The organism is Bacillus sp. LUNF1 (assembly GCF_011008975.1).
Classification (GTDB): domain Bacteria; phylum Bacillota; class Bacilli; order Bacillales; family Bacillaceae; genus Bacillus; species Bacillus velezensis.
This window is the reverse complement of the sequence record NZ_CP048876.1, coordinates 887,996-901,925: the sequence shown is the minus strand read 5'-3', so window position 1 is coordinate 901,925 and position 13,930 is coordinate 887,996. Positions and strand designations below refer to the sequence as shown.

The window sequence follows — 13,930 nt, the reverse complement described above, 5'->3', positions numbered from 1 at the left end:
TCCTTCATTCGTTCAACGATGAAGGATTTTTTCGTTTTAGCGCTCTATCTCATATTTTTCTATAAGAGAATGAACCATTGATCTGCTTTTTTGTTAAGCTTCTTCAGCTTCAATGACGATTGAGGAATCATTGTACACCGCGGTATCGGTTTCCTTCGTCATTTTACTCGTTAACAGCCCTGCGGTCATACTGCCGCTGACATTTAAGGCGGTGCGCCCCATGTCAATTAACGGCTCAATTGAAATGAGCAGCCCGGCAAGCGCGACAGGCATGTTCAAAGCGGATAGGACGAGCAGAGCCGCAAATGTCGCGCCGCCTCCCACGCCTGCTACACCGAATGAACTGATTGCCACGATGGCAATGACGGAGATGATAAATCCCGGTTCAAACGGGTTTTGCCCTACTGTCGGCGCAATCATCATCGCGAGCATCGCCGGGTAAATGCCGGCACAGCCGTTTTGACCGATCGATAAGCCGAATGAACCGGCGAAGTTCGCAATTCCTTCCGGGACGCCCATGCTTTTTTGTGTTTTAATATTGAGCGGCAAAGCCCCTGCGCTTGAACGGGACGTAAACGCAAACACCATGACAGGAAATGCTTTTTTCACGTATGTGATCGGATTTAAACCGCTGAACGTAATCAGCAGCAAGTGAATGATAAACATGACAATAAGCGCGGCGTATGAAGCGATCACAAACATCCCCAGTTTCGTAATGCTGTCGATGTCGCTTGTCGCGATCGTCTTTGTCATAATCGCCAATACCCCGTAAGGCGTCAGTCTTAAAATTAGTGTCACGACGCGCATAATAATCGCGTATACCGCATCGACAATTCCGCTGAAAGTCGCAGCGTGCTCCGGCTGTTTCCGTTTCACGCCCAGAAAAGCGATGCCGAGGAAAGCGGCGAAAATAACGACTCCGATGGTGGAAGTCGGTCTGGCCCCCGTGAAATCAAGAAACGGATTTCCCGGCAGAAGCTCAACGATTTGCTGAGGCAGCGTTTTGGCCGTCATATCCTCAGATTTTTGCTGCAGCTCCTGGCCTCTTGATAACTCGGTGCTTCCCTGGTCGATATGAACGGCTTTCAGATCAAAGGATAGCGCCGAAGCAATTCCGACTGCCGCAGCAATTGCTGTCGTAGCGATCAAAATTCCGATGATCAGTCCGCTGATTTTCCCGATGTTATGGGTCAGTTTCAGCTTCGTAAATGCGCCGAGAATAGAAATAAAGACTAGCGGCATGACGATCATCTGAAGCAATTTGACATAACCGCCGCCGGCAATATTAAACCAATCGGCCGTTTGTGTCACGATATGTGAAGCCGGCCCGTAAATCAATTGCAGTGCAAAACCGAATACAATGCCTAGTCCGAGCGCGGTAAAGACACGTTTAGAAAAGGAAACGTGTTTCTTTTGCATGACAAACAGACCTGCTATAAGCAAAAGCATAATGAAAACATGTAAGACTATAAATAAATTCTCCAAAACAGGTAAACACTCCCTTGCTCATTATCCTTTAACACTATATTATATGAATTCCGATCGGTCAAGTAAGAATTGACAAAATATGTATTTTTATAGACTTTTCTCTTTTCTTTCCACCCTTTCTCTAGTAACTTATATAAGGGTGATTGTTATGCTGAAGGAACTGTTTCTTAATTTAACGATTTTAATTACATTTAATTATCTCTTCACCCTTCTTTTTAAAGAGTCGCTTTCGTATAAAGAAGACCGTCTGATCTTTCAATTACTGAAGGGGACGGTCTGCGGGCTTTTAGGGGTTTTTCTGATTGCTTTCGGCTTTTCTTACTCCGATTCCATCATTGATCTCAGAAATATCCCCATTATCATCGCCGCTCTTTACGGAGGCTGGGTGTCTACGGCAGCCGCCTTTGCGATTATCGTCGCAGGCCGTATCTTGATCAATTTCAATACAAGCGCCATTTTTTCCATCGCCGCCGTCGGGGTTATTGCGATACTTTCTGCGGCCGTCCTCAGAGGAAAAAAGCCGGATCACAAAATGGCGTTCGTTATGCTGCTTTTTTCAAATGTTATTTTCACCCTGACGCTGCTGTTTCTTATGCCTGAACAGCCTGCCGGGGCCCTCGTTTATTATTGGCTTATTTCCACCTTGGGCGGAATGCTGTCGCTGTATATCATCAAACACGAAGCCGATGCCCGCCTTTTGTTCAAGCAATACAAGTTTCAAGCGAATTATGATTTTCTGACGGGGATTTTTAATAAGAGAAAATTCGAGGAAGTCTCGCGCGTTCTGTTCGATCGGGCGTCTCAATCCCCCTCGTCTCAGCTCGCGCTTATTTATTTGGATATTGATCACTTTAAGCAGATCAATGATCAATACGGCCATTATGAAGGGGATCGAGTACTGAAAGAACTGGGGACGCGTCTGAGGTTCTTACTCAGCAGTTCTGACCCGTCAGCCCGCATCGGCGGCGAAGAATTTGCCGTGCTTATGCCCAATTGCACGTATACAAAAGGGCTTCACCTCGCAGAAGAAATCAGGCACACGATTGACGCGAACCCGATTCTGCTGACGAGCGGAGATACAATTCCCGTGACCGTTTCCCTCGGCATCGCGCATTATCCGACAAATACATCGGATCCTCAGACATTGCCCCTGATCGCGGACCGGATGCTGTACAAAGCGAAAACATCAGGGCGCAATCAAGTGTGCAGCACTGAAAAAAAAGAATGATCGCCCGAAGAGGAAATCATTCTTTCTTTTCAGTGAGAAAGCCGCCTTTCAGGAAAACAGGAATCAGGCTGCCCTCATATTCTTTTTCAATAAACGCCGCGGTATCATCTGATTGATACAAAGACAGGAGTTTTTGCATCCGTTCATCATCTTTATCCTCAGCCCTGACGGCGATCAGATGAATATACGCTTCCTTCATTTGCGCCGATCGGATCAGCGCGTCCTTCTCCGCATGAAATCCTGCTCTTTTCGCCTCGCTTTGACTGAGAACTGCTGCGTCAGCATGTTCCGCCGCCTGATATGCGTTCTTTTTTGTTTCCGTTTTTAAGGTCAGATGCTTCGGGTTGTCCTTGATCATATCAGTTGAACCCGTACCGGTGAATCCCTTTTTCAATGTCATCAGTCCGGCCTCCTGCATGAGAAAAAGCGCCCTTCCGAAGTCCGCCGCTTCACCAGGCACGGCAATGACCGCTCCGTCCGGTATATCCTTCAGCCGTTTATGTTGCTTGGAATACACCCCCAGCGATGCCGCATATGTCGTTCCTAAAGGAGCCAGCTTCTTTTTCACATGAGGCGGCAAAGATTGAAAATAAGAAACGGATTGAAACGCATTGGCGTCGAGATCCCCGCCGGCAAGCGCCAAATCGGCCTCGGCATAATCCGAAAACGTTACCAAAGAAAGCTGCAATCCTTCCTCACCGGCTTTTTTCGCGACAAACTCCCAGATCGATTGATCAGATTCATTGATCCCGATAGTAATTGTCCGGTTCCCGTCAGGATAATGGCATGAAGTAAGTGATATGATCAAAATGAAAAGAAACAGACTGTTTATAAGCCGCAGGTTCAAGTTGACCTACTCCCTATCTATTTTTATGTACAGAGGCTGCACCATGATATTCGGGCTCATGATTACATACAATACCGATTTAAAAAAGGGTTGTCAATTGCTTCCTTAAGAGGCTGTAAAGCGGTTTTTATCAGCTGTAAATGGGCTGTTCTAGTCTCAAATCAGATTTCCGTATCAGAGCGTTCTCCTCTTAAAACATGTTATTTCGAAAAAAGTTACATTTAGCAGTTGTTTTTTCTTCGAATTACTGGTAGAGTAAAGGTAATTATTTTTGTTCGAACTATCTTTAAGAAGAAAGTTTTGTAAGAGTTTTCGTCTTGGAAGTTTGTTTTAGAGCAAGAATAGTGAATTTAAGCGTTATGTCGCTTTAGGAGGAAATTTCATGTTAGAAGGTAAAGTAAAATGGTTCAACTCTGAAAAAGGATTCGGATTCATCGAAGTAGAAGGTCAAGACGATGTATTCGTTCACTTCTCTGCTATTCAAGGCGAAGGCTTCAAAACTTTAGAAGAAGGCCAATCTGTTTCTTTCGAAATCGTTGAAGGAAACCGCGGACCACAAGCTGCTAACGTAACAAAAGCATAAATTGTTTAAAAAACCTGCCGGTGTACGCCGGCAGGTTTTTTTTCATCTAAAACGAAAAGCTGTTTTGCAAAGGCAAAACAGCTTTTTTATATCAGGTGGCAATATCGCGTTTTAAGAAGACGCCGAATGCGAGCGCCAGAAAAATAACGAAGTAAATCACAAGCAGCACAACCGAAAATGTCATCGTCATCCCCTCTACTAAAGGAGTCCCGTTCATATATTGCGACAAATCCGTGTTCGCAAATAAAATATATTTGGTCCATTCAAATTTCGCAGCAAGAAATACCGTCGCCGTGTTCCCCATAACCAATAGAAAAATAGAAAATCCGACCGCTAATGAGCTGTTCCGGAATACCGCAGACAGCATAAACGCCATCGTCGCAAGCATAAAAGCGGAGACAGATTCATAGACATATGTTTTAGCGAGGAAAGCGATGATATTTTGCTCAAAAACATGGCCGTCTTTGTATACGAGATGAACATCAGCCGCAGTATCTCCGCCTGTACCGAAAAAGACCAATCCCAACAGAGCGGAGCCGGCAAATAAAATCACAAGCATCAGCAGTCCGAACAGCAGCACCGTCATATATTTAGATAACAAAATCTGAAAACGGCTGAGCGGACGGATAGCCAGCAGCTTGATCGTCCCCCAGTTGAACTCATTCGCCACGATGCCTGCGGCAATGATAATCGTAAACAGCCCGGTCAAAACAGTCATCATCGAAGAATCAGCTACGTATGACCACACTGTGTACCCTGTATCCTCGGGGATGTTATGATCCATACGGTATTGATTTATCGCGACATTCTGTTTCAGGTTATCAATGAGCGTCTGATTTCCGGTTTCCTTCATCTGCTGTTTCATTTCTTTGTTTTCAGCCTGGAGCTCCTGTTTCCAATTCGGATTGGCTTCGCTGGAGGTGAAATGGTTTGACAGAAGCGCAAAACCGATCATCGAAACGCCTAAAATCACAATCATAGCCCACGTGCCGACGCGGCTGAAAATTTTTATCCATTCATTATAGATCAGCTTAAACATATTGAACCTCCTCTTTCGTCCCGCCGGTAATCTCCAAGAAACGGTCTTCCAAAGATTTTGTCATGATTTTCACTTCATATAAGCGGATATTTTCACGGACGAGCAGTGATATCACATCAGGCACCTCCTGTTTTGACAGCCTGATTTCAATGCCGTCTGTCTTCTTCACACAGTCAAACTGACTCAGAACAGCAAGAGCCTCTTCTCTTTGTTCAATATGGAAGAAGTATGTATCTTTATCCTCTTTTCCTTCATCCCTTACTTTTTGAATATCGACAAGCTCCCCTTTTTGCAGAATGCCGATTCGGTCGCACATTAACTCCATTTCTGACAGCAGATGGCTTGAGACGATGACAGCCATTCCTTTTTCACGTGTCAGCTTTTTCAGATGGTCCCTGATTTCCCTGATGCCCACGGGCAATATCTTCAATAAAAAAAAGGCAAATCCGCTATTACGCAGATTTGCCTTTTCAATTACTTCTTTTTGTTTTTTAAGGAGAGCAGCGCATCACGATAGCTGCTATCCTGCATTTTGCCGCCGCTATCAGGATCGTTTGGTTCCTGATCCGTCTCAGAAGTCTTAAACTTCTGAAGCGCCTGACGGTACACATCATCGCCCATTGTATTCTTTTTCTCACGGGGAGATTCAGATTTCACAACGACGGGAGCATGCTCGGCTGAGCGCTCCTCGGCCGGATCATGCTTTTCCGGCTGTTCGGCTGTAGTGCCGATCGCTTCTCTCTTTTCTTCTTTGACATCCTGTCCTGCAGAAGTGCTGCGGACATTGAATGTGATAAGAAGTGCAATCACAATGACAGCAGCAATAACCGCTATAATAATGGCCATATAACCCTCTCCTTACTGTCGTCCGGCAGTTAGATTACCTGTGACTTGGCTGACACGTCTGCCAAGCGCTCGGCCTAATTGAAGGCCTTCTTCCGTCATCAGCACATCGCTGTCAACCGGGCATGTGACGCCCGCGCCGTAGTAAGAGCCGTACAGCGCGTTTTCAGGAACGTTGCCGGGAAGTCCGACAACAATCATGCCTTGGTGAAACATAGGAGTGATCAGATTGTGCATTGTCATTTCTAATCCGCCATGTGTTGTCGCCGTCGTACAGAATACGGCGCCGACTTTATCAATCAGCTCGCCTTCAGCCCACAGATAGCCGAGTCTGTCGATCCACGCTTTTAAGCCTGAACTGATGGTGCCAAAGTGTCCCGGGCATCCCCAGATAATGGCATCCATGTCTTTCAGCTTGCGGATGTCTGCTTGATCGACATGGTCGATCAGGACTTCAGCCTCAGCGTTTTCTCGTGCTCCTTCGGCAATGGCTTCAGCAAGGTGTTTTGTATGTTCGCCTTCACTATCGTACACTACGTAAATTTTCATTCAGGAAACCTCCCATTCAGATGATTAAGATTCCTTCACTTCTTTAGGGGCAGGAAGCAATGACAGCTCCTCTTTTTTCTTCGCCCGCTGTTTGTCTTTCCGTACGTCACGCAAGAACAGGCTCAGGACTACGCCGATAACCGCAAAGATCGTCGCCCACATAAACGCGTCATTAATCCCCATAACGTTGGAATTAAGTGAAGCTGTTTTGTAGAGATATGAATAAACGGTTTGTTTCGCCGCATCAAGCGACATGTTCATGTTGACCATTAAATTCGAAACCGCGCTTTGGAACGACTGCATGAAGCTTGGATCAGCCGTGCTCGTTTTATCCGCAATCTGCGAATAGTGCATTGTCGTACGGTTCGTATAAATCGTTGTGATCAAACTTGTTCCGATTGAACCGCTGATCTGGCGGAGCGTGTTGCTCATCGCCGTGCCGTGGCTGTTCAACCGCGCCGGAAGCTGGTTCATTCCGGCTGTCATAACAGGCATCATTAACAGTGACATACCGAATGCGCGGATGGCATAGACAAGCATAATGTGCGTGTAAGGTGTGTCAATTGTCAATTTTGTATACTGGAATGTCGTTGCGACCGTGATGACCAGCCCGATAATCGCAAGCGGTCTCGGACCGATTTTGTCAAACAGAATACCGGAAATCGGCGACATGATCAGCATGACAATCGCGCCCGGCAATAGCAAGAGACCCGATTGCAGCGCCGTAAAGCCGACTAAGTTCTGCAGGTAAATCGGAAGCAGGAACATTCCTGTGTAAAGCGCAACGGTAATAATGATATTAATTACACTGGAAAGTGAGAAAATATCATATTTAAATACCCGGAAGTCGAGCATCGGTTTTTCAGAGCGCAATTGCTGAATGACAAACGCGGCAATCGCGATGACACCGACGATGACGGTAGACAGCACGATCGGATCTCCCCAGCCGTCGCTGCCCGCTTCACTGACTCCGTAAAGCAATGAGGCAAATCCGACAATGGATAGAATCGCACCCAAGCTGTCGAGTTTGATTTTTTGCGGTTCCACCAAGTTCTTAAAGAGGAAAAACGCTATGATAATAACGATTGCCCCGATCGGAACAAGGCCGTAGAACATAATGCGCCATGTGTAATGCTCGATGATCCAGCCGGAAAGAGTCGGTCCGACCGCCGGAGCAAACATCATCGCAAGACCGAAAATCCCCATTCCTTTCCCCCTGCTTTCAGGCGGGAAGATAAGCAGAATAGTTGTCATGACCAGCGGCTGCAGGATACCGCCGCCGACCGCCTGAATTAACCGGCCGATCAGCATGGTTGAGAAGTTAGGCGCGATTCCGCAGACTAACGTTCCCGCTGTAAAACAGAACATGGCTACGAGAAAGAGGCTTCTCTGTCCGAACCGGGTAATTAAGAACGCAGATAACGGAATCAAAACACCGTTGACCAGCATGTATCCGGTCGTAAGCCACTGAATCGTCGTCGCACTCACACCGAACTCGGTCATTAAGTGCGGCATCGCCACGTTAAGAAGCGTTTGGTTCAAGATCGCCAGGAATAACCCGGCCATAAGCACAATAAGCAATGTTTTAGGACTTTTTACTTGATTATCTGATTTAGCCACCTAAGACAACCTCCCTTCATGGTTTGATGACTGATCTGTATTATTCAGAGATTTTTACAGATGCGTTCATACCAGGAAGCACCTTGTCAGATGGGTTGCTGAGTGAAATTTTAACAGGAACTTTTTGCGTTACTTTTGTGTAGTTGCCGCTTGAGTTTGAAGAAGGCAGCATATCAAATGTTGAATTTGTCGCATAACCGATTTCTTCTACTGTTCCGTCAAATGTTGTATTAGGGTCGCCGTCAACAATTACGTCTACTTTGTTTCCTACTTCAATGTCTCTAATGTCTGTTTCTTTAATGTTTGCAGTGATGTAAAGGTGTTTCATGTCAATTTCTTGGGCAATTGTCGTACCGGCTTGCACCATTTGGCCGTTTTTCACTTCGTTTTTCACGATTGTTCCATCCATGATGGCTTTTACGTCAGCATTTTGCTGTCCTTTGATTTTTGCAACAACGTCGTTTTTGCTTACTTCTTTCCCCTCATCAAGGTTCCAGTCAGTTACTTTACCCGCAGCAGGAGCTGTGATAGCAGCCATGTCGCCGGCAACTTTTGCTTCATCGGTTTTTACATAGTGTGTGCTTTGATAATAGTAGTAAGCACCTCCGCCTATAATTGCAAGAACAACAATCAAACCGATAATGTTGGTCAGAATTAAACGTCCTCTGTTCATTTTGTTTTCTCCTTTCGTTTCTTCCTCTATCATTTTGTGGAATGATGATAAAAATATGTGGGGATTTTTTTATTTTCCGTTTTTCACTGCACAGCCGTTTGCAAGCTTCGTTAAACTTTCCGCAAGCTTGCGCAGGTACTGCAGTTCAGCGGTATTGAGCTGCCGGTATAAGACCGCCGCTTTTTCGGCATATTGAACAGCAGCTTTCTTTAGAAGTTCTTCCCCCTCTTCGGTTAACTGAATCATAACAACACGCCGGTCGTCGTGATAGTCGCTCCGAACCATTAGGCGGCGCTTATACAGAATATCGGTCATTCTCGTGACAGACGCCGGTTTCAGATCAAGCGACAAAGCCAGCCTTGAAAGCTGCGTGCTTTTGCTCTTATGTATTTTGAACATCAGCAGATACTGCAGCACTGTAATATCAAAAGGTTCAAGCACTGTCTCCAGAATCATTTTCTGCTTTTTGTAAATCGATCTGGAAGTATCAAACAGTTGTTCAAAACTGAGCAAAGCGAGCTCTGATTCAATCACCGTATTTTCACCTCATTCCCTTAATAATAGTTCACAAGATAAAATATTAATAAATGAAAGAAGGTTTGTAAAGAGAAAAGTTTCATTTTTTAAGGATTTTTTTTATGCCGTTTTTTCTCTTTATTTTTAATTTAAAAAAGCCGGGCGAAGAACCGCGGCCCACGATTCTTCACTCGGCTTTATATTTAATACGATGCTTTGCTTACACCGGCTTCCTCATTTTTAAAAAAGCTTTTCAGCGCTTGAAATACGTCTGATTTCTGTTTCAGGATGTAGTATTTAAATTTATCATCTTTGACATTTTTATAGGCGGACATGAGGGTGGAATGCCTGTTATATTGATTGACCTCACCGTAACAGAACAGATTCGATTTTTTCATGATGTCATTGACGAGCTTTACGCACCGGGCGTTATCCGAAGTCAGGTTATCTCCGTCTGAAAAATGAAACGGATAGATGTTGTAGCGGGCGGGGTCATATTTTTCATCAATTAATTCAAGAGACTTCCGGTAAACGGAGGAACAGATGGTGCCCCCGCTCTCGCCTTTCGAGAAAAAATCTTCTTCGGACACGACCTTCGCTTCCGTATGGTGGGCGATAAATTCGATATCAACCGTTTCATACTTTGTCCGTAAAAATCGTGTCATCCAAAAAAAGAAGCTCCTCGCCATATACTTTTCCCATACGCCCATCGAACCGCTTGTATCCATCATGGCTAAAACGACAGCTTTCGATTCCGGCTTCGTCACATCATTCCATGTTTTGTATTTCAGATCTTCCGGATAAATAGGGTAAAACGACGGCTTGCCTGTCATAGCGTTTCGTTTATAGGCCGACAGCATCGTCCTTTTCTTATCGATATTCCCTGTCAGCCCGGTTTTCCGGATATCATTGAACTCGATATCGGTATGGACGATATTGTCCCTTTCCTTTTGCTGCAGATTCGGCAGTTCTAATTCCTGAAACAGCGCTTCTTCCAGATCCATCAATGAAACTTCCGCTTCATAATAATCCTCGCCTGCCTGATCGCCTGCTCCCTGGCCTTTTCCGGCACCCTGCTTTTTATCTGCGCCGTCTCTTGCGACGACATCGCCGACTTCGCTGTCGCCGTCGCCTTGGCCGACATGTTTATTTTTATCATAGTTATAACGGATTTTATATTCATCAAGCGAACGAATCGGGATTTTCACGACATCTTTTCCGTTGGACATAATAATGCTTTCCTCAGTGACAAGATCCGGAAGGTTGTTTTTTATCGCTTCCTGTACTTTCTTTTGGTGGCGCTGCTGGTCATCAAAGCCTTTGCGATGGAGGGACCAGTCTTCCTCTGAAATCAAAAAATTTCCGCTGTCATTACGGGACATGAATTCCCCTCCTTAACCGTTATGGTCGTTTTACATGTGTATTCCGGCTTGGTCCTGTTTATGAAACAAGTCCGGCGAAAAGATTTATTTTCATCTTATGCCGGACGGACTCTCCAATTGACAAACAATTGCGAAAAACAGCCAAAAGAACCCGTCCTTTTACAGACGGGCCTCTCAATGAAATCAAACATCAGCGGTTTAACAAGCTTCCGACATACTTCAGTAGTTCATTAGCACTAGTCGAATTATAGCCGTGTTCATCTATTAACCTTGCCACTACCTCATTGACCTTTTTAAGCTGCTGCTCATCCGGCGTTTTGGTTGAGGTCGTAATTTTCACCACATCTTTTAAGTCTGCGAACAGCTTTTTCTGAATCGCTTCGCGGAGTCTTTCGTGCGAATTATAGTCAAAGCGTTTTCCTTTTCTTGCATAGGCGGATATGCGGATTAAAATTTCTTCGCGGAACGCTTTTTTCGCGTTTTCTGAAATGCCGATCTGCTCTTCAATGGATCTCATCAGTTTTTCGTCAGGATTCATTTCTTCACCCGTCAGCGGATCGCGGAGCTTATTTTTATTGCAGTACGCTTCCACATTATCTAAATAATTGTCCATGAGAGTTTTCGCGGATTCTTCATATGAATAGACGAACGCCTTCTGCACTTCCTTTTTGGCGATATCATCGTACTCTTTCCTGGCGGCGGAAATAAAATTCATATACCGCTCTTTGTCCTCGGCGGAGATGGACGGATGCTGGTCGAGTCCTTCTTTTAAGGAGCGCAGCACGTCAAGCGAATTGATCGATTCCATATTTTTTCGGATAATCGTTGAGGAAATGCGGTTGATGACATAGCGCGGGTCAATTCCGCTCATTCCTTCATCGTGGAATTCCTTCTTCATATCCTCCAGATCAACGGAATTGTAACCTTCAACGCTTTCTCCGTCATAGAGCCTCATTTTTTTGACGAGATCAATATCAGAGCGGTTCGGTTCCTTCAGCCGGGTCAAAATAGAAAACATCGCGGCCACTTTTAATGTATGGGGGGCGATGTGTACGTCAGAAACATCACTTTCAGAAATCATTTTCTCATAAATCCGTTCTTCCTCTGACACCTTTAAATTATAAGGAACAGGCATCACGATGATCCTGGAGTGAAGGGCTTCATTTTTCTTATTGGCAATAAACGAGCGGTACTCCGTTTCGTTCGTATGCGCAACAACCAACTCGTCGGCTGAGATGAGCGCAAACCGTCCGGCTTTAAAATTCCCTTCCTGCGTGAGTGACAGAAGGTGCCACAGAAATTTTTCATCGCATTTCAGCATTTCCTGAAACTCCATCATTCCGCGGTTCGCTTTATTTAATTCACCGTCAAACCGATAAGCGCGCGGATCTGATTCTGAGCCGTATTCGGCAATCGTTGAAAAATCAATGCTTCCCGTCAAGTCGGCGATATCCTGTGATTTCGGGTCAGACGGGCTGAAGGTTCCGATTCCGGTACGTTTATCCTCCGAGAAGAATATACGTTCAACCTTTACATCCTCAATTCTGCCGCCGTATTCTTCTTCAAGCCGCATGACATTAAGCGGAGAAAGGCTGCCCTCAATTCTGATGCCGTATTCTCTGTAGAAGTCGTCGCGCAGATGATGGGGAATGAGATGGAGAGGATCTTCATGCATCGGGCAGCCTTTAATGGCGTAAACAGCGCCGTTGTCTGTCAATGAGTAGGCTTCAAGCCCTTTTTTCAGCATGGTGACAAGAGTTGACTTTCCGCCGCTGACGGGTCCCATCAATAGTAAAATCCGTTTTCTTACATCGAGCCGCTTGGCAGCCGGGTGAAAGTATTCCTCCACGAGCCGTTCCAGAGATTCCTCAAGGCCGAACAGCTCCCGCGAGAAAAAGCTGTATGTCTTTTTACCGTCATCCTCCTCGATTCCGCTGTCTTTTATCATATTAAAAACGCGAGAATGAGCAGACTGCGCGACCAATGGATTTTCTTTTATGATCTCCAAATAATCAGCGAACGTCCCTTCCCATTTGAGCCGCTGCTCTTCCTCTCTGTACTTTTCAATTTTCTTTAATATATCCATAAGAACCTCCTCTATCATGTTTGATGCACTAGAAATAAGGTACTTTGTTACAATCTATGCGGTAACGTGATAATACATGCTTTTCGTTTCTTAAAAATAAAGACGTTATAAGGCCGTCATTGACAAGGGTCCGGTGCACCGTTCATAATGAAAGAAATACAGTTTCATCCAGACTCGGACATCAAATGGAAAAGCAAAGAGGAGGAGAAATGATGAAAACGATCATTTTACTTGGGGTCATTCTCACTTTTTTAGTATCCATTTTTACGGCGGGTTACGACAGCAAACCTGAAAACAAATAACGGCAAAAGGGTGCTCTTCATAAAGAGCACCCTTTCCTGCACAACATAACAATGTTTCATATTTGAATATGTTCTTGGACAGTTGATTTTTCATGAGATTTGCAGCTTGTTTGATACTCGATTTTTCCGATTTTGCAGCCCGGGCCGATTTCCACATGCTTTCCTCTGACGATGTCTGCTTCCGTGTATTCGAGGTAAATTGCGTCTCCTTCGATCAATTCAGCAGAAAGCGTGCCGGCTTTCCGTTTAAGAAAACCGGGTTTCCGTCTGACGGTGATCGATGTGCCGCCGATTTCTTTCACGCGGCTTCGGTCATAACGCAAATGGATGTTTACGTCCCCCGCGTTTAACAATCCCGCCACATTGATACATCCTGTTACATGAAGCAGCTCCGTCTCGCAATCGCCGCCGACGGTGAGACTTCCTTTTAAATGACACCGCTCTCCCGCGGCCCCGCCGCCAATTTCAGCAAGTCCTTTCAGCCTCATCGTGGCGAAACGCATGGAGCCGCCGACTTTCAATGTGCCCATCACATTTGCTGAACGTGCTGATAAATCTCCTGCAACTTCATGCTCTCCGAAAATTTTCAGCCTGTTGATCTCGGCATCTCCGAGAAAAAGTCCCGTACCGAATATCCGGCAGCGTTCGCTTTGAAGTCCTTCGCCGACAGTTCCTTCCCCTTTAATGCTTACATTTTGGTAGGACCCGCCGGAGGCGTGTCCGGCTCCGTACATTTTTAAATGACTCAATTTTTTTGTCGTTTCCATCGCAGCT

13 protein-coding genes and 1 pseudogene are annotated in these 13,930 nt (G+C 45.4%); 2 read left to right on the top strand and 12 right to left on the bottom strand.

Features of this window, described 5'->3' with window-relative positions; all coding sequences use genetic code 11:
- Positions 1–93: 93 nt before the first annotated feature.
- Positions 94–1,485: an L-cystine transporter gene (locus G4O42_RS04645; RefSeq protein ID WP_029325984.1), complete on the bottom strand. Its 1,392-nt coding sequence runs from the start codon at positions 1,483–1,485 to the stop codon at positions 94–96.
- Positions 1,486–1,636: 151 nt separating this feature from the next.
- Here G4O42_RS04645 and G4O42_RS04640 point away from each other — a divergent pair, with 151 nt between their 5' ends.
- Entirely contained in the window at positions 1,637–2,716 is a 1,080-nt protein-coding gene (locus G4O42_RS04640) for a GGDEF domain-containing protein (protein WP_032874219.1), read from the top strand.
- 16 nt (positions 2,717–2,732) lie between these two features.
- Here G4O42_RS04640 and G4O42_RS04635 read toward each other — a convergent pair whose 3' ends face one another.
- Positions 2,733–3,563, bottom strand: a complete 831-nt coding sequence (locus G4O42_RS04635; RefSeq protein ID WP_032874216.1) for a MetQ/NlpA family ABC transporter substrate-binding protein — start codon at positions 3,561–3,563, stop codon at positions 2,733–2,735.
- 382 nt (positions 3,564–3,945) lie between these two features.
- Between G4O42_RS04635 and cspB the strand changes: the two genes are divergently transcribed.
- Positions 3,946–4,146, top strand: coding sequence for a cold shock-like protein CspB (gene cspB, locus G4O42_RS04630; RefSeq protein ID WP_003155376.1), 201 nt, complete (start codon positions 3,946–3,948; stop codon positions 4,144–4,146).
- A 91-nt stretch (positions 4,147–4,237) separates the two neighbouring features.
- On the opposite strand, the gene G4O42_RS04625 is transcribed toward cspB, so the two are convergent.
- From G4O42_RS04625 to G4O42_RS04580, 10 genes and pseudogenes are all read right to left on the bottom strand, one after another.
- Positions 4,238–5,185: an ABC transporter permease gene (locus G4O42_RS04625; RefSeq protein WP_032874214.1), complete on the bottom strand. Its 948-nt coding sequence runs from the start codon at positions 5,183–5,185 to the stop codon at positions 4,238–4,240.
- Positions 5,178–5,603 (bottom strand): annotated as a pseudogene (locus G4O42_RS04620) (ATP-binding cassette domain-containing protein); the annotation flags it as partial. The gene G4O42_RS04625 and the pseudogene G4O42_RS04620, both read right to left, overlap by 8 nt.
- A gap of 56 nt (positions 5,604–5,659) precedes the next feature.
- On the bottom strand, positions 5,660–6,031 hold the full coding sequence (locus tag G4O42_RS04615; RefSeq protein WP_003155385.1) for a hypothetical protein: 372 nt from the start codon (positions 6,029–6,031) through the stop codon (positions 5,660–5,662).
- Between the two features lie 12 nt (positions 6,032–6,043).
- Entirely contained in the window at positions 6,044–6,577 is a 534-nt protein-coding gene (locus G4O42_RS04610; RefSeq protein WP_003155386.1) for an NAD(P)H-dependent oxidoreductase, read from the bottom strand.
- A 24-nt stretch (positions 6,578–6,601) separates the two neighbouring features.
- A complete protein-coding gene (locus G4O42_RS04605; RefSeq protein WP_003155387.1) occupies positions 6,602–8,197 on the bottom strand; it encodes an MFS transporter in 1,596 nt (531 codons plus the stop codon).
- Between the two features lie 40 nt (positions 8,198–8,237).
- Positions 8,238–8,903: an HlyD family secretion protein gene (locus G4O42_RS04600; RefSeq protein WP_007610259.1), complete on the bottom strand. Its 666-nt coding sequence runs from the start codon at positions 8,901–8,903 to the stop codon at positions 8,238–8,240.
- A 36-nt stretch (positions 8,904–8,939) separates the two neighbouring features.
- Entirely contained in the window at positions 8,940–9,404 is a 465-nt protein-coding gene (locus tag G4O42_RS04595) for a MarR family transcriptional regulator (RefSeq protein WP_003155389.1), read from the bottom strand.
- A gap of 185 nt (positions 9,405–9,589) precedes the next feature.
- Positions 9,590–10,768: a sporulation protein YhbH gene (yhbH, locus tag G4O42_RS04590; RefSeq protein ID WP_017417325.1), complete on the bottom strand. Its 1,179-nt coding sequence runs from the start codon at positions 10,766–10,768 to the stop codon at positions 9,590–9,592.
- Positions 10,769–10,958: 190 nt separating this feature from the next.
- On the bottom strand, positions 10,959–12,854 hold the full coding sequence (gene prkA / locus G4O42_RS04585) for a serine/threonine protein kinase PrkA (RefSeq protein WP_003155391.1): 1,896 nt from the start codon (positions 12,852–12,854) through the stop codon (positions 10,959–10,961).
- A 358-nt stretch (positions 12,855–13,212) separates the two neighbouring features.
- Positions 13,213–13,923: a hypothetical protein gene (locus tag G4O42_RS04580; RefSeq protein WP_032874211.1), complete on the bottom strand. Its 711-nt coding sequence runs from the start codon at positions 13,921–13,923 to the stop codon at positions 13,213–13,215.
- Positions 13,924–13,930 lie beyond the last annotated feature (7 nt).